16 protein-coding genes and 1 riboswitch are annotated in these 19,218 nt (G+C 62.7%); of the genes, 7 read left to right on the top strand and 9 right to left on the bottom strand.

Features of this window, described 5'->3' with window-relative positions; translation table 11 throughout:
- Together gcvH and gcvT are read right to left on the bottom strand one after the other, a co-directional pair.
- Complete coding sequence (gene gcvH, locus NMG80_RS02710; RefSeq protein ID WP_254016713.1) at window positions 1-369, bottom strand: glycine cleavage system protein GcvH; 369 nt, start codon at window positions 367-369, stop codon at window positions 1-3.
- A 5-nt stretch (window positions 370-374) separates the two neighbouring features.
- A complete protein-coding gene (gene gcvT, locus NMG80_RS02705; protein ID WP_254016712.1) occupies window positions 375-1,511 on the bottom strand; it encodes a glycine cleavage system aminomethyltransferase GcvT in 1,137 nt (378 codons plus the stop codon).
- 152 nt (window positions 1,512-1,663) lie between these two features.
- Window positions 1,664-1,750, bottom strand: a riboswitch (glycine riboswitch).
- A 164-nt stretch (window positions 1,751-1,914) separates the two neighbouring features.
- Here gcvT and NMG80_RS02700 point away from each other — a divergent pair.
- Window positions 1,915-2,916: a hypothetical protein gene (locus tag NMG80_RS02700; RefSeq protein WP_254016711.1), complete on the top strand. Its 1,002-nt coding sequence runs from the start codon at window positions 1,915-1,917 to the stop codon at window positions 2,914-2,916.
- A 39-nt stretch (window positions 2,917-2,955) separates the two neighbouring features.
- Here the strand turns inward: NMG80_RS02700 and NMG80_RS02695 are convergent, their stop codons facing one another.
- From NMG80_RS02695 to NMG80_RS02675, 5 genes are all read right to left on the bottom strand, one after another.
- The gene (locus NMG80_RS02695; RefSeq protein ID WP_254016710.1) at window positions 2,956-3,744 is read right to left on the bottom strand and encodes a molybdopterin-binding protein; all 789 of its coding nucleotides are present in this window, start codon (window positions 3,742-3,744) and stop codon (window positions 2,956-2,958) included.
- Between the two features lies 1 nt (window position 3,745).
- Window positions 3,746-4,627 (bottom strand): cytochrome b/b6 domain-containing protein, encoded by an 882-nt coding sequence (locus NMG80_RS02690; protein WP_254016709.1) that lies wholly within the window; start codon window positions 4,625-4,627, stop codon window positions 3,746-3,748.
- A gap of 114 nt (window positions 4,628-4,741) precedes the next feature.
- Window positions 4,742-5,425 (bottom strand): DUF1345 domain-containing protein, encoded by a 684-nt coding sequence (locus NMG80_RS02685; RefSeq protein WP_254016708.1) that lies wholly within the window; start codon window positions 5,423-5,425, stop codon window positions 4,742-4,744.
- A 123-nt stretch (window positions 5,426-5,548) separates the two neighbouring features.
- Entirely contained in the window at window positions 5,549-6,016 is a 468-nt protein-coding gene (locus NMG80_RS02680; RefSeq protein WP_254016707.1) for a YaiI/YqxD family protein, read from the bottom strand.
- Window positions 6,017-6,325: 309 nt separating this feature from the next.
- Entirely contained in the window at window positions 6,326-7,453 is a 1,128-nt protein-coding gene (locus NMG80_RS02675) for an S-(hydroxymethyl)glutathione dehydrogenase/class III alcohol dehydrogenase (RefSeq protein ID WP_254016706.1), read from the bottom strand.
- A 199-nt stretch (window positions 7,454-7,652) separates the two neighbouring features.
- On the opposite strand from NMG80_RS02675, the gene NMG80_RS02670 reads away from it, so the two are divergent.
- The 3 genes from NMG80_RS02670 (at window position 7,653) to NMG80_RS02660 (ending at window position 14,309) form a co-directional block, all read left to right on the top strand.
- Complete coding sequence (locus NMG80_RS02670) at window positions 7,653-9,665, top strand: acetyl-CoA carboxylase biotin carboxylase subunit (RefSeq protein ID WP_254016705.1); 2,013 nt, start codon at window positions 7,653-7,655, stop codon at window positions 9,663-9,665.
- A 231-nt stretch (window positions 9,666-9,896) separates the two neighbouring features.
- Complete coding sequence (gene dnaE / locus NMG80_RS02665; protein ID WP_254016704.1) at window positions 9,897-13,424, top strand: DNA polymerase III subunit alpha; 3,528 nt, start codon at window positions 9,897-9,899, stop codon at window positions 13,422-13,424.
- An 84-nt stretch (window positions 13,425-13,508) separates the two neighbouring features.
- The gene (locus NMG80_RS02660; RefSeq protein WP_254016828.1) at window positions 13,509-14,309 is read left to right on the top strand and encodes a potassium channel family protein; all 801 of its coding nucleotides are present in this window, start codon (window positions 13,509-13,511) and stop codon (window positions 14,307-14,309) included.
- 104 nt (window positions 14,310-14,413) lie between these two features.
- Here the strand turns inward: NMG80_RS02660 and NMG80_RS02655 are convergent, their stop codons facing one another.
- A complete protein-coding gene (locus NMG80_RS02655) occupies window positions 14,414-15,295 on the bottom strand; it encodes a DMT family transporter (RefSeq protein WP_254016703.1) in 882 nt (293 codons plus the stop codon).
- Between the two features lie 183 nt (window positions 15,296-15,478).
- On the opposite strand from NMG80_RS02655, the gene NMG80_RS02650 reads away from it, so the two are divergent.
- Complete coding sequence (locus tag NMG80_RS02650; protein WP_254016702.1) at window positions 15,479-15,985, top strand: hypothetical protein; 507 nt, start codon at window positions 15,479-15,481, stop codon at window positions 15,983-15,985.
- 89 nt (window positions 15,986-16,074) lie between these two features.
- On the opposite strand, the gene NMG80_RS02645 is transcribed toward NMG80_RS02650, so the two are convergent.
- Entirely contained in the window at window positions 16,075-17,403 is a 1,329-nt protein-coding gene (locus NMG80_RS02645; protein WP_254016701.1) for a DNA polymerase IV, read from the bottom strand.
- Between the two features lie 65 nt (window positions 17,404-17,468).
- Here NMG80_RS02645 and NMG80_RS02640 point away from each other — a divergent pair, with 65 nt between their 5' ends.
- Both NMG80_RS02640 and NMG80_RS02635 read left to right on the top strand, forming a co-directional pair.
- Complete coding sequence (locus NMG80_RS02640; protein WP_254016700.1) at window positions 17,469-18,044, top strand: GNAT family N-acetyltransferase; 576 nt, start codon at window positions 17,469-17,471, stop codon at window positions 18,042-18,044.
- A 143-nt stretch (window positions 18,045-18,187) separates the two neighbouring features.
- Entirely contained in the window at window positions 18,188-18,910 is a 723-nt protein-coding gene (locus tag NMG80_RS02635; protein WP_254016699.1) for a DUF6065 family protein, read from the top strand.
- The last annotated feature ends 308 nt before the right edge of the window (window positions 18,911-19,218 follow it).

The following is a 19,218-nucleotide window of genomic DNA, read 5'->3' as shown; positions in this document are numbered from 1 at the left end:
TCAACCAATATGGGCTTTGTAGGCGGCCTCATCCAGGAGACCTTCGAGTTGGCTTTCATCGGCCAGCTTCATCTTCCACAGCCAGCCGTCGCTGGTCGCCGCCGAATTGACCAGGGACGGGTCCGACGAGAGCGCGGTGTTGGCCTCGGTGACCTCGCCGTCGACCGGCGCATAGACGTCGGATGCCGCCTTGACGGATTCGACCACGACCGCCGTATCGCCCTTGGCCAGCTTTTTCCCAAGCTCCGGCAAATCGACGAAGACGAGATCACCGAGCTGTTCCTGCGCGTAGTCGGTGATGCCGACGGTGGCGACACCGCCTTCGACGCGGAGCCATTCGTGATCTTCGGTGAAATAGGTCTTTGCCATTAAATTCATCCTTTGCGGTAGCGATGCGGCGTGAAGGGCAGGGGATTGATATCGACCGGGATTTTGGTCGCGCGAACCTCGGCGAAGAGTTTTGTGCCAGGTTTGGCCAGCGCTGTCAGGACGTAGCCCATGGCGACCGGATGGCCGGCCGAGGGGCCGAAACCGCCGGAGGTGACGTGGCCGGCGGGATTGCCGTCAGCATCGAAAAGCGCTGCACCCGCGCGCACCGGCTGGCGGCCTTCCGGCTTCAGGCCGACGCGCTTCTGCGCCGGGCCGCGCTCCAGGATTGCACGCAATGCGTCGGCGCCGATGAAAGCGCCGGAGGCGCGAACCTCCTTCGGGATCGCCCACATCAGCCCGGCGCTGGCCGGGTCGATCTCGGGCGTGATGTCCAGTCCGTGCAGGCACAGCCCTGCTTCGAGCCGCAGGCTGTCACGGGCGGCCAGCCCAACCCACATCACGCGTTCGTCCTCGAGCAGTTTGGCGACGAGATTTCGCGCCTCCGCTTCCAGCAGGCCGATCTCGAAACCGTCCTCGCCGGTGTAGCCCGAGCGGCTCATGAACCAGTTCTCGCGGGGCTCGAAGCCGTGCATGAACAGCAGCGATCCGGTTTCGATGCCGGCGCGCGACAGGGCGGCCCAGGCTTCGGCGCCCTGGATCGCCAGGAAGACGCGGTCGAGTGCGTCCACCTTGGCATCAAACTCCCCCTTTGCCTCAAAATCCCCCTTTGTCCCAAAATCCAAGGCAAGCTGACGAAGGTGTTTTTCGTCGGCATCGGCATTGCCGGCATTGGCGACGACCATGAAGCGTTGCCGGCCGAGCCTGGTGACGATCAGATCATCGATGATGCCGGCCGCTTCATTGAGAAAGAACGTGTATTTGGACTGGGAAATCTCAAGCGCGCCGGCGTCGAACGGGCAGGCACGATTGAGCAGTGCTTCAGCGCCGGGGCCACTGATCTCGAACAGCCTCATGTGCGAGATGTCGAACAGCCCTGCATGTTCGCGGGTGTGAAGGTGCTCCTTCATCACGCCGGCCGGATAGGTCAGCGGCATCGACCAGCCGGCGAACGCGCCAAAGCGGGCACCGGCGGCCAGGTGCAGGTCTTCGAGGGGAAGGTGTTTGCTGTCGTCGCCCGTCATGTCGTCTCCAGAGTCGCACGCAATCGGCCGCGAATGGCGACCAGTCCGTGCCCCTCTGTCTGAAGCCTGAGAGACTCGCGCCCCGTAACTCTGTCGGCAGCGCTTACACCTTCGGCGCGGGGCGAAAAAAACCCCGACTTTCCAGAGTGTCTTTCCCGTCTACGGTTCTTTTGCCTGAGAGATTTCGGGCGATTTCCCCTTCGGCGGCAGCTCTCGCTGCTCTCTCCCGCAAACAGGTAGGACTCGATTCGAGCCCTCGACTCGTCATCCATAGCCTGTGGGCGACACCTTGTCACCTGCCAGCGACAGCTTACCGACAAGTCTTCGCTAACCACGCGGTTTGCCGGTTTCTCAAGGAACTGCCGATATATGGGTCCAAACGACATTTGGACGGGGAACGAAAATGGGCGAATTGACGATGAGCGCGCCGTTGGCCGAGCTGACCTCGAAAAATCGGATCACAGCGGAAGACGTGGTCATGCTGCGCAGCGAGGTGTTCGGCGACGGGGTGGTGACGTGCGGCGAGGCCGAGGCGCTGTTTGCGGTCGACGCAACGGCCAAGGACAAATGCGCGGAATGGCCGGACTTTTTCATCGAAGCCGTCACCGACTTCATCGTTCATCAGGAAAAGCCGGCGGGCTATATCTCGCAGGACAATGCCGACTGGCTGGTCCGAGCGATTTCGCGCGACGGCATGGTCGACAGCCGGACCGAACTCGAACTGCTGGTGCATGTTTTGGAGAGAGCGAAGTCGTCGCCGAACGGGCTTTGCGTGTATGCGCTGAAGCAGGTCGCCGATGCCGTCATCGACGGCAAAGGGCCGCTGATGCATGGCGGCAAGCTGGTTCCCGGGCTGATCGCCAAGGCTGAAGTCGAGCTTCTGCGCCGCATCCTCTATGCCCATGGCGGCGACGGCAACATTGCCATCACCCGCGCCGAGGCAGAGGTGCTGTTCAAGATCAACGAGCGGAACGCGGCAGCCAACAACGATCCGTCGTGGAATAATCTGTTCGTCAAGGCAATCGCCAACTTCGTCATGTGCTCGGTCGGCTACGAAGCTCCCGCGCGCGACGTGGCGTTGCGCCAAGATGCTTTCCTGGAGCAGGCCGATCCAAAGATCGGCGGTTTCTTCGGCCGCATGGTATCGGGCGGTCTCGCCGGCATCATGGAAGCCTATCGCGCGCCGGGCGATATCGAATCCGAATGGGAATCGAAGAACAAGGCAGCCGAGGCGCTGGCCCGCCGCGCCGAAACCACCGACGCCAGCGAGGCGAAATGGCTGGCCGAGCGCATCGGCAGCGGCCGGCCGCTGCATGAGAACGAGCGCGCGCTGCTGACGCTGATCAAGCACGCCTCGCCGGAAATCCATCCGGTGCTCAAGCCGCTGATCGACAAGGTCGCTTGAGCAAAAGCACTAAACATCGGAAATGGCCGAGCTATGGCGTCAAATGCCGCCATACCAGTCGTAGCCATTGTCCTCCCAGTAGCCGCCCCTGCCGCCGCCGATAGCGGCGAAACTGTCGACCAGTTCGATCTTGCGGAGATACTTTGGCATCTTGTAGCCGATCTGGCGCTCAACTCGGACACGCAGCGGCGCGCCGTTCTCGACCGGCAGCGGCTTGCCGTTCAGGCCATAGGCAAGGATCGTCTGCGGGTGACGGGCATCGATCAGGTCGATCGAGCCGTAGTATTTGATGTCGCCGGACAGGCTGCGGTCGATCGTGTCGAGGCAACGGAACATGACGTAGCGCGCCTGCGGCTTGACCACCGCCTGATCCAGCACCAGCGACAGCGGCGTGCCGGTCCATTTGGCGATGCAACTCCAGCCTTCGACGCAGTCGTGGCGGGTGATCTGGGTGCGGCTTGGCATGTTCATCAGCTGCTCGCGGGTCAGCGTCAGCGGCTTTTCGACAAGGCCGGAAACCTCGAGCCGCCAGTCGGCGAAATTGTTGGCGAGCAGACCCTTGTAGACATCGTCGTCCGGCGCGGTGACGCCGTTCGGCCGCTGCGGCTGGCGAATGTCGGCTTCGGTGAATTCCGGCGCCAGCGAATCGCCGGCAAGCAGGCGTTGCGCGCGCCAGGTCAGGCCGTTGGCGCCTTCAAGGAAACTGCGCAGGCCATCGCCGACGCCAAGCTGGCTGTCGAAGGCATCGCAACCTGACAGCATGATGCCGGAGACGCCGAGGCTGGCCGAGGTCAGGAATTTTCTGCGGCTGATCACAAACTTCGGCATCTCACGCACTCCTCTGCGGCGTCTTGCCGCCATGCGCCGGCGGATCGGTCCGGTACCAGCCGGTGATGATGGAACGCAGCTCGTTGATCGGCCCGGCGGCGAAGATCATCAGCATATGGATGATGAAGAAGGCGACGAGCAGCAGCATCACGATGAAATGGATTGTCCGCGCCGTCTGCCGGCCGCCAAGCAGATCGTTGAGGAACGGCAGCGCCGCATTCATGCTCGGCGACATGGCAAGGCCGGTGATGATCATCAGCGGCAGCAGCACGAACATCACGCCGCCATAGGCCATCTTCTGCAGCTTGTTGTATTCGCGCGTGTGATGAAATTTGAGCCTGGCATGATCGACGATGTCTCGCGGCAAGCGCCGGAGATCGTCGATGCGCGGGACAAGATCGCGGCGCAGATGGCCGTTGATCAGGCTGGCGACCAGCCAGACGACCAGGGTCGTGGTCAGTATCCAGGCGAAGAAGAAATGGACGACGCGGGCGGTGCCGAGGTCGTAATAGGAGGGGATCGTCGCCCAGGATGGGAAGGCGCGGGAAGTCTCCCGACCCGCCGCCCCCGACCAGCCGAGCACACCGGTTGTGTCGAAGCGCTTGCCGAAGATTTCGGTGTAGCCGCGCGGGCCGTTTGCGGTGTTCTCGGCGCCGATGGCGAAGATGGTGTTGTTATATGCGAATCCCGATTCCTTGCCGATATAGAGCTGGGGGCGGGCGTTGAAGATCTGCAGGCCGGAAAGCAGCATGAAGAACAGCGAGATGGCCCAGAGCCAGTGCGTCAACCGCGTCCAGCGCGACTGCCGGTAGATCAGCGTCGCATCCTTCGGCGCGGCAGTATCTGGCCCGACGGTTGATTGGCTCCTGGCAACCGATTGCATTTTTTCGCGTCCTCCCGGCCGTTCAGTCGGCCTTTCCGATCGTTCTCCTCCCAATACGTCGCCAGCCAAAGCGATGTTTCATCCGATCACGGAATTATTACGGCCTGCCCGATACTACTGGCTCCCGAAACTAACGGCGAGGTTGACCGCCGCGGCGACGATCACTGTATTGAAAAAGAACGACACGATCGAATGCAAAAGCACGATGCGACGCATTTGCGTGGTTGAGACCGCCGTATCGGAGGTCTGTGAGGTCATGCCGACGGTGGCCGAGAAGTAGAGGAAATCCCAGCCGTCCGGCTGCTCCTTACCGGGAAACAAGAGGCCGCCGACGGGCTTTTTCTGCTTCGCTTTGCTGCCGGGATCGGTCTCTTCGTCGTTCAGCCAGTAAACATGTGCGTAGTGCAGCGCTGTCATGGAGTGGATGGTGAACCAGCCGAGCGGGATCGACAGCAGCGCAAAGGTAAGTTCGACACGATGCGCGCTGCCCTCGCGATTGATCAATTGGAACAACGAGATGATCGCGACGGCGACGACAATCAGCGTCACCGCAAAGATGACCACCACCGGCTGGTCGGTGGCCCGCGCGTTCTTGCTCAGATAGCGGCCGGTGAGCAGCGGCATCTGGGCGACGACGATGACGGTGTAGGCGGCGAAAAACGCATTGGCGCCGATCGAAAAGGCGAGCGGAGTGCGCAACACCAGCGCGATCGCCAGCGCCACTACACCGATGCAGGCCGACACCGCGAACTGCATGTGGCGGTGCAGTGGTTTCTTCAGGGGCAGTTCGGTCGTCATGGCCTGATGCGGTCCGTCTTCTACACCGCCGCTCGTCCTTTAAGACTCGGACATTGTATCACTTTTGATTGTGCAGATGATATTCCGGCTTTGCTGCGCTGGCCTCGGTCCGAGGTGAAAGCGCTAGCCCGGCGCGGCGGATTTCAGTGCACGCCGCAGGATGCGGTCGAGCTCGCCGAGAAACCGCGAGCGGTCCTGCGGCGCGAAACTGGCATTGTAGCCCTTGCTTTCGCCGGTCTCGCGCAGGTGCTGCTTGAGGTCGCGCATCGCCACCGCCATGCCGATCGTTTCCGGCGTGAACGGGCGTCCGGTCGGCCCTAGCACATGGGCGCCGAGCGCCACTGTGCGGGCGGCAAGCGGGATGTCTGATGTCACAACGATGTCGTTGGGCCTGGCATTGTCGACGATCCAGTCGTCCGCCGCGTCGGCGCCTTTGGACACGACGACGTTGCGGATCATCGGATCGCGCGACGGGCGCAGGCCACCATTGGAGACAAAGGTAACGACGACGCCATGGCGCTCGGCGACCTTCTCGACCTCGGCCTTCACCGGACAGGCATCGGCATCGACGTAAATGGCGGGTGCGGGCATGCTTGGTTCCAATGCGTATGAAGCCGGGCGATTTCGCCTGGCTCTGTCGATGATATTCGAGCGGTCAAAAGTCGGCGCTGCCCCTCATCCGCCTGCCGGCACCTTCTCCCCGTATAGTGACGGGGCGAAGGGGCTGCTGCAACCTCGGCTCACTTTCTGCAACGCTGGAGATTGGCGAAATCCCATTGCGAAGGCGTCTTTCTCCCCGTCACTATACGGGGAGAAATGCCCGGCCATCTAATCACCTGGACACGGCAATGAGGGGCAGCGCAAACTTGAAGCGATTGCCTTGCTCTTCGCGGGTGGTTGTCAATAAACCACGACGCTCCTGATGCTCTTGCCCTCATGCATCAGGTCAAAACCCTTGTTGATATCCTCCAGCTTCAGCGTGTGGGTGATCATCGGGTCGATCTCGATCTTTCCGTCCATGTACCCGTCGACGATCTTCGGCACGTCGGTGCGGCCGCGCGCGCCGCCGAAGGCGGTGCCCATCCAGGTGCGCCCGGTGACCAGCTGGAACGGCCGCGTCGAGATCTCCTGGCCGGCGCCGGCAACGCCGATGACCACCGACTTGCCCCAGCCGCGGTGCGATGCCTCAAGGGCCTGGCGCATCACCTTGGTGCTGCCGGTGCAATCGAACGTATAGTCGGCGCCGCCGATCTGGTCGGCGCCGCGCTTGGTCATGTTGACGAGATGGGGCACGATGTCGCCGTCGATCTCCTTCGGATTGACGAAATGCGTCATGCCGAATTTCTCGCCCCATTCCTTCTTGTCGTTGTTCAGGTCGACGCCGATGATCATGTCGGCGCCGGCAAGGCGCAGTCCCTGGATGACGTTGAGGCCGATGCCGCCGAGGCCGAAGACGGCGGCCGTGGCGCCGATCTCGACCTTGGCCGTGTTGATCACCGCGCCGATGCCGGTGGTGACGCCGCAGCCGATGTAGCAGATCTTGTCGAAGGGCGCGTCGGGATTGACCTTGGCCACCGCGATCTCGGGCAGCACGGTGAAGTTGGAGAAGGTCGAGCAGCCCATATAGTGGAAGATCTTGTCCTTGCCGATCGAGAAGCGCGACGAGCCGTCCGGCATCAGCCCTTGCCCCTGCGTGGCGCGGATCGCGGTGCACAGATTGGTCTTTCTGGACAGGCAGGACGGGCATTGCCGGCATTCGGGCGTATAGAGCGGGATGACGTGGTCACCCTTCTTGACCGAGGTGACGCCCTTGCCGACATCGACGACGATTCCCGCACCCTCATGGCCGAGGATCGCCGGAAAAATGCCTTCGGGATCGGCGCCCGACAGCGTGAACTCGTCGGTATGGCAGATGCCGGTCGCCTTGATCTCGACCAGCACCTCGCCGGGCTGAGGGCCGTCGAGGTCGACCTCCAGGATTTCCAGCGGCTTTCCGGCGGCGACAGCGACAGCGGCACGGGTTTTCATCGGGGCTCTCCTCTCAAGCCAAATTGGCAATCGAGGCGAGCTTTAGCGTATCTGCAGGTTATGGACTATGGGACGAATTGACAGTTCATAGCCGGGTTTGGTCGTCACCTGGCGACTTGTGCCCGGATATGCGCCTACGTGCCTTGACCGGCCGGGCCAAGCTCATAAAAGAAAGGTAGCCGAGGGGAACAAAACCCGCATGTTCGCAAAAATCCTGATCGCAAATCGTGGCGAGATCGCCTGCCGCGTCATTAAGACGGCGCGCAAGATGAGCATCGCCACTGTCGCGGTCTATTCGGACGCCGATCGTGACGCCGTGCATGTCGAGATGGCCGACGAGGCTGTCCATATCGGGCCTTCGCCGGCCTCACAAAGTTATCTGGTGCCGGAGAAGATCATCGCCGCCTGCAAGGCGACGGATGCTGCAGCCGTGCATCCCGGCTATGGTTTTTTGTCCGAACGCGCATCCTTCTGCGAGGCGCTGGAACAAGAAGGCATCGTCTTCATCGGTCCGAAACCCGGAGCGATCAGGGCGATGGGCGACAAGATCGAGTCGAAGAAATTCGCCAATGCAGCCAAGGTCAGCACGGTGCCGGGCTGGCTCGGCGTCATCGAGAATGCCGGTCATGCCGAGAAAATCGCCGGCGAGATCGGCTATCCCGTGATGATCAAGGCCTCGGCCGGCGGCGGCGGCAAGGGCATGCGCATCGCCTGGAGCAAGGCCGAGGTGCGCGACGGGTTCGACCGGGCGCGGTCGGAGGCCAAAAGCTCGTTCGGCGACGACCGCGTCTTCATCGAAAAGTTCGTGGTTGATCCGCGCCACATCGAGATCCAGGTGCTGGCCGACGCGCATGGCAATGCGCTCTATCTCGGCGAGCGCGAATGCTCGATCCAGCGCCGCAACCAGAAGGTCGTCGAAGAGGCGCCTTCACCTTTCCTCGACGCCAAGACCCGGAAAGCCATGGGCGAGCAGGCGGTGGCGCTAGCCAGGGCTGTCGACTACCAGAGCGCCGGCACGGTCGAGTTCATCGTCGACAGCGAGAAGAACTTCTATTTCCTTGAAATGAATACGCGATTGCAGGTCGAGCACCCGGTGACAGAGCTCGTCACCGGCATCGACCTGGTCGAGCAGATGATCCGCATAGCGGCCGGCGAAAAGCTCGGTATCAAGCAAAGCGACGTCAAGCTGAACGGCTGGGCGGTGGAAAGCCGGCTCTACGCCGAGGACCCGTATCGCAATTTCCTGCCGTCGATCGGCCGGCTGACGAGATACCGGCCGCCGCAAGAGGGACAGTTCGGCGATATCGTCATCCGCAACGATACCGGGGTTGCCGAGGGTTCGGAAATCTCGATGTTCTATGACCCGATGGTCGCCAAGCTGTGCACCTGGGCGCCGACGCGGCTCGCGGCAATAGACGCCATGTCCGTGGCGCTCGACAGCTTCGTTGTCGACGGCATCGAGCACAACATGCCGTTCCTGGCAGCACTTATGCAGCATCCGCGCTGGCGGGAAGGGCTAATATCGACCGCCTTCATATCAGAGGAATATCCCGATGGCTTCGCGCCGATCGTGCCTGATAGCGAGGAGAAGGCGGTGCTCGCATCGATCGCCACCGCGGTCGAACTGCTGCGCCGCGACCGGCTCGACCGGCTGGGCGGGCGGCTGGCGCCGCATTCGGGTGTCCTGAAACGCGACTGGGTGGTCAAGATCGGCAAGGATTACCTTTCGGCCTCCGTTATCGAAGGCATGATCTCCATTCCGATGGCGATCGATCTGTCGATCGACGGCGGCAAGGCGCTGACGGTCACGTCCGACTGGCGGCCGGGCGATCTCGTCTGGCACGGCACGGTCGGCGACAGAAGAATCGCCGCGCAGGTCAGGCCGGTGCCGAACGGGCTTCGCATCGCCTGGAAGGGCATGTCGGTTACGGCACGCGCCATGCTGCCGCGCACTGCCGAACTCGAAAGGCTGATGCCGGAAAAAGTGGCGCCCGATACCTCCAAGATGCTGCTCTGCCCGATGCCGGGCCTTGTCGTGTCGATCGCCGTTGCCGAAGGTCAGGAGGTCAAGGCCGGCGAGACGCTGGCGGTCGTCGAGGCGATGAAGATGGAAAACGTGCTGCGTGCCGAGCGCGACCTCACCGTGTCGAAACTCAAGGCAAAACCGGGCGACAGTCTCGCCGTCGATGCGGTGATCATGGAATTCGCGTGAGGCTGAAACCCGCCTTGACACTCTTCCAAGGTTGGCAGGACAGAGGGGGGCGCGAAGGAACGCGACCTGACAATTGGTTGGGCACGAGCTCGGGTGGGCAGGAATTCGCTTTTTCTGTGGCACAGCACATATGTTCTTGCTTTGTGCCTCACTACCGCTGGACTCGCATCGTCCGGTGCCGGACAATACAACTTCATCGACTCAGTCCTTTCAAACGGCGCTAAAAAAACCATGGCGAACGAGACACTTCCCCGCGATCCGTTGCGGCGCGAGGCCTTTGTGAAGGCGTCGCGGCCGGAAGCGCCGGCGCGGCCGTTCATTCATCTGCGCGTGCATTCGGCCTATTCGCTGCTCGAGGGCGCTTTGCAACTCGGCACGGTCGTCGGTCATGCGGTGAGGGATGACGCGCCGGCCATCGCCGTCACCGACACCAACAATCTGTTCGGCGCGCTCGAATTCGCACAAAAAGCAGTGAAGGAGGGCATCCAGCCGATCATCGGCTGCCAGACCGCTCTCGCCTTTTCCGGTGAAGCCAGCGACAGCCAGCGCGACCGCAGGCGGCAAGGCCCGGAAATGCGGCCCGTGGTCCTGATCGCGGCAACCGAGGCCGGCTACAGCAATCTGGTAAAGCTGGTCAGCCGGGTCTATTTGGAAACGCCGCCCGGCGAGGCCGTGCATCTGACGACCGAGATGCTGCAAGGCCATTGCGATGGCCTGATCTGTCTCAGCGGAGGGCCGCGCGGCCCGATCGGCAACGCTCTGAAAGAGGACCGGCGCGACCTCGCCGAGACGCGGCTTCTGGCGCTCAAGGCGCTGTTCGGCGACCGGCTCTATGTCGAGCTGGAACGGGTTTCCGGTTATGACCGGGCCATCGAGAAATCGTCAGTCGATCTCGCCTATACCAATGACTTGCCGCTGGTCGCCACCAACGAGGCGTTTTTCTCCTCGCGCGACGACTATGAGGCGCATGATGCGCTGATCGCCATCGCCGAAGGGTCGGTCGTCGCCGTCGACAATCGCCGGCGGCTGTCTTCAGACAATTTTCTGAGAAGCCAGGCCGACATAGCGAGGCTGTTCGCCGATCTGCCGGAAGCGATCGACAACACCGTCGAGATCGCGCTGCGCTGCTCCTACTATCCCAAGACCCGCAACCCGATCCTGCCGCGCTTTGCCGGCGGCGATGTCGCCGACGCCGAAGCGGCAGTGAAGGCGGAGGCGCAGGAGCTTGCCAGACAGGCACATGAAGGACTGGAGGCGCGGCTCGCCGCGCACGGCCTGGCCCCTGGCTACACGGTCGAACAATATCGCGAACGGCTGGAATTCGAGCTCGGTGTCATCGAGAAGATGAAGTATCCCGGCTATTTCCTGATCGTCGCCGACTTCATCAAATGGGCGAAGGCGCAAGGCATCCCCGTCGGACCGGGGCGCGGTTCGGGCGCCGGCTCGCTGGTCGCGTATTCGACGACCATCACCGATATCGATCCGCTGCGTTTCTCGCTGCTGTTCGAGCGCTTCCTCAATCCCGACCGCGTGTCGATGCCCGACTTCGACATCGATTTCTGCCAGGACCGGCGCGAGGAGGTCATCCGCTACGTCCAGCAGAAATACGGCCGCGACCAGGTCGGCCAGATCATCACCTTCGGCACGCTGCAGGCCCGCGCGGTGCTGCGCGATGTCGGCCGCGTGCTGCAGATGCCCTATGGCCAGGTCGACAAGCTCAGCAAAATGGTGCCGTCGAACCCTGCCAATCCGGTCAAGCTCGCCGACGCCATCGCCAACGAGCCGCGTTTTGCCGAGGAGGCGGAGCGCGAGCCGATCGTGCAGACGCTGCTCGACATGGCGCAGAAGCTGGAAGGGCTCTACCGCCACGCCTCGACGCACGCCGCCGGCATCGTCATCGGCGACCGGCCGCTGTGGGAGCTGGTGCCGATGTACCGCGACCCGCGCTCCGACATGCCGGTGACCCAGTTCAACATGAAGTATGTCGAGCAGGCCGGGCTGGTGAAGTTCGACTTCCTCGGCCTGAAGACGCTGACGGTGCTGGAGACCGCGGTCAAGCTGATCCGCCGCCGCGGCATCGAGATCGATCTCGCCCATATTCCGCTCGACGACTCCGATACCTACGCCATGCTGTCGCGGGGCGAAGTGGTCGGCGTGTTCCAGGTGGAAAGTGCCGGCATGCGCAAGGCGCTGATCGGCATGCGACCCGACTGCATCGAGGACATCATCGCGCTGGTCGCGCTTTACCGGCCGGGGCCGATGGAGAACATCCCGACCTACAACGCCAGAAAGCACGGCGAGGAGGAGATGGCGTCGATCCATCCGAAGATCGACCATCTGGTCAAGGAGACGCAAGGCGTCATCGTCTACCAGGAGCAGGTGATGCAGATCGCGCAGGAGCTTGCCGGCTATTCGCTCGGCGAAGCCGACCTGCTGCGTCGCGCCATGGGCAAGAAGATCCGCGCCGAGATGGACAAGCAGCGCGAACGCTTCGTCTCGGGCGCGGTCGAGCGCGGCGTCGGCAAGCCGCAAGCCGACTTCATCTTCGACCTGCTGGCAAAGTTCGCCGACTACGGTTTCAACAAGTCGCATGCCGCCGCCTATGCGGTCGTCTCCTACCAGACGGCCTATCTGAAGGCGCACTACCCGGTCGAGTTCCTGGCCGCGTCGATGACGCTCGACATGGGCAACACCGACAAGCTCGCCGATTTCCGCCAGGATGCGCTGCGGCTCGGCATCGATGTCGTGGCGCCGTCGGTAATGACCAGCTTCCGCGCTTTCGAGGTCGGCGAGAACCGGATCTTCTATTCGCTGGCCGCGCTCAAGGGCGTCGGCGACGCGGCGGTCGAGCATATCGTCGCCATGCGCGGCGAAAAACCGTTCAAGAGCCTCGCCGATTTCTGCGAAAGGGTCGACCCGAAGATCGTCGGCAAACGCGTCTTCGAAAGCCTGATCATGGCCGGCGCGCTCGACTGCTTCGGTCACGACCGCGCCGCGATGATGGCGGGCGTCGAGCGGATGATGGGGCTGGCCTCGCTGGCGCAGCAGAATGCAACGTCGGGTCAGCACGACATTTTTGGCGCCTCGCTCGGCGCACAGTCGCAGGCGCTCAACCTGCCGGCGACCGACCCGTGGCTTGCCGCCGACCGCCTGCACCGTGAATTCCAGGTGGTCGGCTTCTATCTCTCGGCGCACCCGCTGGACGAATACAAGGCGGCGCTGCAGAAGATGCGGGTGCAGACCTGGGCCGAGTTCTCGGCCGCGGTCAAACGCGGCGCCGCTGCCGGGCGGCTTGCCGGCACCGTCACCACCAAGCAGGAGCGCAAGACACGCACCGGCAACAAGATGGGCGTCGTGCAGTTCTCCGACACGTCGGGCCAGTATGAGGCGGTGCTGTTTTCCGAAGGTCTGGCGCAGTATCGCGACCTGCTCGAGCCCGGCCGTTCGGTGGTCATCACCGTTTCGGCCGAGGACAGGCCCGAAGGCGTCAATCTGCGCATCCAGACCGTGCAGTCGCTGGAGGACGAGGCAAGTCGCATCCAGAAGGCCTTGCGCATCTTTGTCAGGGACGACCGGCCGGCGTCGGCGATTCAATCGCAGCTTAGCCAGCGCGGCGACAGCCAGGTGAGCATCATAGTCATCAAGGATGAGGCGCAGGGCGAGGTCGAGATCGAACTGCCCAATCGTTATCGCGTCTCGCCACAGATCGCGTCGGCCATGCGCGCTGTGCCGGGCGTGGTGGAAGTGGAGCTTGTCTAGGGCCAGAACCCGCGGCAGCCGCAACGCCCAAGCATGGCGCTGCACCACTGGACGGCCGCCGTGGCGAAGGCTATCGCAATGGTCATGAAGCCTGCAGACAAGGACGGGTCGGAGTTTTCAGCCCTGGCACGGCTGCGCGACCAATTGCGAAAGCTTTATCACGGGCGCACGCCCGCGGCTTTCCGGTTTCAGCTGGCGGCTGTTATCATAGACCTTGCCATCATTGCATTCTTCATCGCCACACCGGTGATCCAGGAATCGCCTTCGTTCCTCTGGCTCGATTATTCTGTCGCAGCCCTTGTCGCAGCCGACATGATTGCGCGGCTGCTTGCTTCCAACGACATGCTGCGGCTGATGAAACAGCCGGCATCGTGGGTCGACGCCTTCATCCTGCTGACGCTGCTGATGCCTTCAGCGCTGGCCAATCTGGGTTTTCTGCGCATATTGCGGCTGTGGTCGCTGTCGCGCAGCGGCGCGCTGTGGCGGTTTTTCGAGATGCGCGGCCTCAAAAAATGGCGCGAGGCCAGCCACGCAGTCATCAATCTCCTGACATTCCTGTTTGTCGTCACCGGTTTCGTCTACACCTTCTTCTTCCGCACCGGGGCCGGTCTCGAAGGCTATGTCGATGCGCTGTATTTCACCGTCGCCACGGTGACCACGACCGGCTTCGGCGACATCGTCCTGCCGGGGATCGCCGGCAAGCTCACCGCGATCGTCACCATGATCATCGGCATATCGCTGTTCGTCAGGCTGGCGCAGGCGCTCTTCCGTCCCAACAAGGTCTTCTTCCCGTGCCCGCAATGCGGGCTTCAGCGGCATGAAGCCGACGCCGTCCACTGCAAGGCCTGCGGGCATCTCCTCAACATTCCCGATGAAGGCAACTGAAATTGCCAGGCTAGAGCGCGGTTTGTAAAACCAAAACCCCGCTCTAGCTCTTTGCTTTAACGCATTTTGTCGGACGCCAAAGGAAGATTTTTGGCTGCAAAATGCTAAGACGCTGCCACTTCCGGAGGTTTGGTCGCTTTTTTCTGCAGATTGAGCAGATTGCCCAGCAGGATCAGCAAGGCGCCGCCGGCGGTGAAAGCGTCGATCTGCTCCTGATACAGCAGCCAGCCGATAAGCGCCGACAGCGGCACGCGCAAAAAGTCCATCGGCGAGATGACGGTGGCGTCGGCATAGGCGAGTGCGCGCGCCATGCAGAAATGCGACGACATTCCGGTGAAGGCGATCAGCAGGATCCACGGCCACAGTTCGAGCGGCGGGTTGCGCCATTCGTAGAGCGCCGGGATCAGCCCGAGCACCGACTGGATGACCAGCATCCAGAAGATGATGCACACGACGCTGTCCGTCCGAGTCAGCGATTTGACCAGGACCACGGATATACCAAAGCAGGCCGCGGCACCCAGCACGACAACATGTCCCGGATCGACGGAGCCGACGCCCGGACGGACGATGATCAGCACGCCGATCAGCCCGAGCACGATCGCCGCCAGTCTTGGCCAGCTTAGCCTTTCACCAAGAAAGCCGACCGCCAGAATGGCCGTCCAGATCGGCGTCGTGAATTCGATGGAGATCAGCACGGCCAGCGGGATCAATGTCAAGGCGTAGAGCCATGCCGCCTGGCCGACAAAATGGACGACGTTGCGGGCGATATGGGCCAAGGGGCGTTTGCTTCGCATAGCCGCAAAACCGCCTGACATCTTCACCAGCGGCAGGAGGATGAAGAGGCCGATCACCGAGCGCAGCTCCAGCACCTGGAATACGTGGAGCTCGGCGGTCGTGGCGCGGCCGGCGACCGACATCGTCAGAAACGATGCGATCGACAACGCCATCCAGAACGCGGCCTTGGGGATCGAGGGCGAGGGTGCCATGCGCGCTATGTCGCAAGCCAGGTCTTTCACCGCAACCGCTAGTCAAGGCATTCGGCTGGGCCAGAAGCGGCACGTCGCAAAACGATCATGCTGAGGGCGGAACCTGCCGTCACGGCGAGCGTTGGTCCAACAGCCAGTTCGTTGGAAATATCGTCGTTCCGATATCAACGAAGGAGAAATCTCATGAAATCATTCTTACGATTTGCACTTGCCGGCTGCCTGGCGGCGGCGGCCGGCGCGGCTCATGCCGACGAGGCCGAATTTCTCCGCTCGTTCGAGGGGAAATTTGCAGGCAAGGGCACCGTCAAGGTAACCACCGAGGCGCCGACGATGAACGTCTCCTGCCGCTTCAATTCCGACGCGACATCGAGCTCGCTTTCGCTGGACGGCACCTGCCGCGGTCTCGTCGTGGTGACGCGTGCCATCAGTGCTGATCTGAAGTCCAGCGGGACGAAGTACACCGGCACCTATGTCGGATCCCGCACCGGGCCGGCGCAGCTTAGCGGCAAGCGCTCGGGCAATGCGATCAATCTCGGCATCCGCTGGGCGAGGGAGGTCAACGGCGATCGCACCGCGCAAATGACCGTCGAGAAGAACGGCGAGGACGGCATGCGGCTGACCGTTATCGACGTCGACCCGAAAACCGGCGAGCGGGTGGTGACCAGCCGGATCGATTTGCGACGCACCTGAAGCGGCCCGCTTTACCTTCTTGTTTGAGCGTGATCTTTCCGAAAACTGGATCCGCTTTTTCGCCTGCGCGGACCGTCGGTTCGGGGACACTAGTCCTCGATCGGCTCGGGCGGATGGGCGTCGCGGCCCTTGCCGAAGGTGTAGCCGGTCTCCACCGCCTTGCGGCCGAACTTGTCGCGCAGAGTGTCGATGGCGCCTTCGGCCAGGGCGCGCTTGCGGGACTGGCTATCGACGAGGTCAGGCGGATCGGCCTTTTCGTCATCCGAAAGGTCGCTGACGCCGATGCCGAGCAGCCGGTATCTGGTGCCGTCCGCTTCCTTGCGCAGCAGCTCGAGCCCGGTCGAGAAAATGCGGTCGGCCAGCCGGGTCGGGTCGCCGAGTTGGCGGTTGCGCGTGCGGATCTTGAAATCCTGCGTCTTCAGCTTCAGCACGACGGTGCGCCCGGCAATGCCGGATTTCTTAAGCCGCCCCGAGACTTTTTCCGATAGCGCTCTCAGCACCGAAACCAGTTCATCGAGGGAGGCGATGTCGGTGTCGAAAGTGGTCTCTGCCGAGACGCTTTTCGCATCCTGGTCGGGGTGGACGCGGCGGTCGTCCTCGCCGCGTGAAAGATGGTAGAGCCGGTCGCCCATCACGCCGTAGCGGCGCATCAGGTCGCCACGCTCCATGCGCTGCAACTGGCCGATGGTGCGGATGCCGTCCCGCTCAAGCGTGGCGGCGAAGGCTTTTCCCACCCCCCAGATCAGCGTCACCGGTTGCTCGGCCAGAAAGCCGGTCGCCTCGGCCTCGCCAATCACCGAATAGCCGCGCGGCTTGCGAAAGTCCGACGCCACCTTGGCCAGGAACTTGCAGTAGGAAAGGCCTGATGAAACGGTGATGCCGATCTCTTTCTCCACACCCAACGCAAAGCGCGCCAGCACCACCGCCGGCGGCAAGCCATGCAGGCGCTCGGTGCCGGCAAGGTCCAGAAACGCTTCGTCGATGGAGATCGGCTCGACCAGCGGCGTCAGCGCCTGCATCATGGCCCGCACCTCGCGGCCGACGCGCGCATATTTTTCCATGTTAGGCGGGATAACGACCGCCTCCGGACAGGCTTCGAGCGCCTTGAACATCGGCATCGCCGAGCGCACCCCGTGGATGCGGGCGATGTAGCAAGCGGTGGAGACAACGCCGCGTTTGCCGCCGCCGATGATCAACGGCTGGTCTTTCAGCGTCGGGTTGTCGCGCTTTTCGACCGCCGCGTAAAACGCGTCGCAGTCGATATGGGCAAGATGCAGCCGGTAGAGCTCCGGATGGCGGGCAAGCCGTGGGCTGCCGCAGCGTTCGCAGCGCCGTGCCGTGACGCGCTGAAAGGTCAGGCAGTCGCGGCAAAAACCGTGATCGGGATTGTTGACAGGAACCGCCATCGCTGCGAACATAAAGAGAACAAAAGCAATGGTACGTCAGGACGGACGCCACGACAAGCGGCGGGCCGAGAGAGTTCATGAATAAGACCGTAGCGCCGGTGGTGCCCGAGCTTTGGGCGGATTTTGAAGATCTTTTCGGTAAACAGGGCGCCTGCTACGGCTGCTGGTGCACACATTTCCGGCTGTCGCCGGCAGCGCGCCGCGCCAGCAACCGGGAGCGCAACAAGGACCACATCAAGGCGCGGATCGAGGCCGGGCCGCCACCGGGCCTGCTGGCGTTCGAGGATGGCAAGGCGGTCGGCTGGATGCAGATCGGCCCGCGTGCCGACGTGCCCGAATGGAACAACAAGGGCAGGGGGTCGGCGCCAGTCGATCCCGCCGACGCCATCGATCCGTGCGTCTGGGCGATCTCCTGCTTCTTCATACGCGTCAAGGCGCGCGGCAGAGGGATAACGCACCGGCTGGTCGAAGGCGGCATCGAATTTGCTCGCCAGAATGGCGCGCGGCTGGTCGAGGCATGTCCGATCGACCTGTCGAAAGATTCGCGTTCGATCGGGCTGTTCGTCGGCTCGTCGCGGGTCTTCGAGAAAGCCGGCTTCGAGAGGCTGGTCGAGCGCAAGGCGGGCCGGCCGCTGATGCGATTGGTGCTTTAGCCAACGCTGCTGTGCGCGCCGCTGTCGCTCTGCGGCGGCCAAACTATCGTGGTCGGCCTGCATCATCAGACGGTCGACGTCCACCCGGGAATAAATCCGGCTGCGGCCCGTTCCTCCCTCGGATTTTTCCATGGAGGCCATCGATGTTTCATTTTTCCCAGACTTCTCAGAAGACCTCTCGCTCGATCCGGTTTGCCTGTCGGCCGGAAGATCATGGCGTCATCGCGCCGCCTGTGGCGGCCAAGACGGTACTGCCGGATTGGTTCCGCAAATTGCCGGCGGTCGATCAGCAGCAAGCGTCGGCCACCAACAATGGCCTGACCGTCAAGCGCTGCATGCCGTTTCTCGACGCGATGACAACCGGCTGGATCCTGCCGCTCGCGGCGACCGTCCGCCTCGAGATCAAGGATGGCGGCAGCGCCGTCGATGCCGGCTGGGAGTTCGACAGGGTTATGGTCAGCAATCATGGCGCCCACCAGGTCGCCGGCAATCCAAAGGAACCGGCACCGCCATGCAAGTTTCACAATTACTGGTCGATTCGTACCCCGCCGGGCTGGAGTTGTTTGTTCCTGCCGCCGCTCAATCGGCCGGCTCAGCCTTTCGAATGCGTCGCCGGCATCGTTGATACCGACACCTATGCAGCCCACATCCATTTTCCGTTCTTTGCGACGGCGCCGGATGGCCTCTACGTCATCGAAAAGGGAACGCCGCTCGTCCAGGTCATACCGTTTCGCCGCGAAGATGCGGCGCTCAAGGCCGAGATCCAGGCGGAAACCGGAGCCGAGGCGACGGAGCGCGAAACGGTCTACCGCAACACCATTGCCAGCGAAGGCTGGTATCGCAAATGGGCCCGCGCGGCCCGCTAGTTTTTTACCGTAGAAGAGTGCCAAACGGGGCCGCTAGGCCCCGTTTCGCATGGGTTGCCAAGGGCGCGAAGCGGCGCGGCGCAGAGCCTAATGCTGATCTGTAGTGATCCTTGGCGCCCCCCTCTGTCCTGCCGGACATCTCCCCCACTTGGGGGGAGATTGGCAGCTTCGCTGACGGCGCCTATTCACTAACGTTGGACATTGGCGAAAGCCGCAATGACGGCCTTTCTCCCCCCTTGTGAGGGCTTTGCACGGGAGCCGAAGTTTGGCGCAGATGGCGCATAGGGCGTTTTTTGAACCGCGATCAA

Origin of the sequence: Mesorhizobium escarrei (assembly GCF_935825525.1) — a bacterium.
Classification (GTDB): Bacteria; Pseudomonadota; Alphaproteobacteria; order Rhizobiales; family Rhizobiaceae; genus Mesorhizobium; species Mesorhizobium escarrei.
This window is presented reverse-complemented; position numbering and strand designations above follow the sequence as displayed.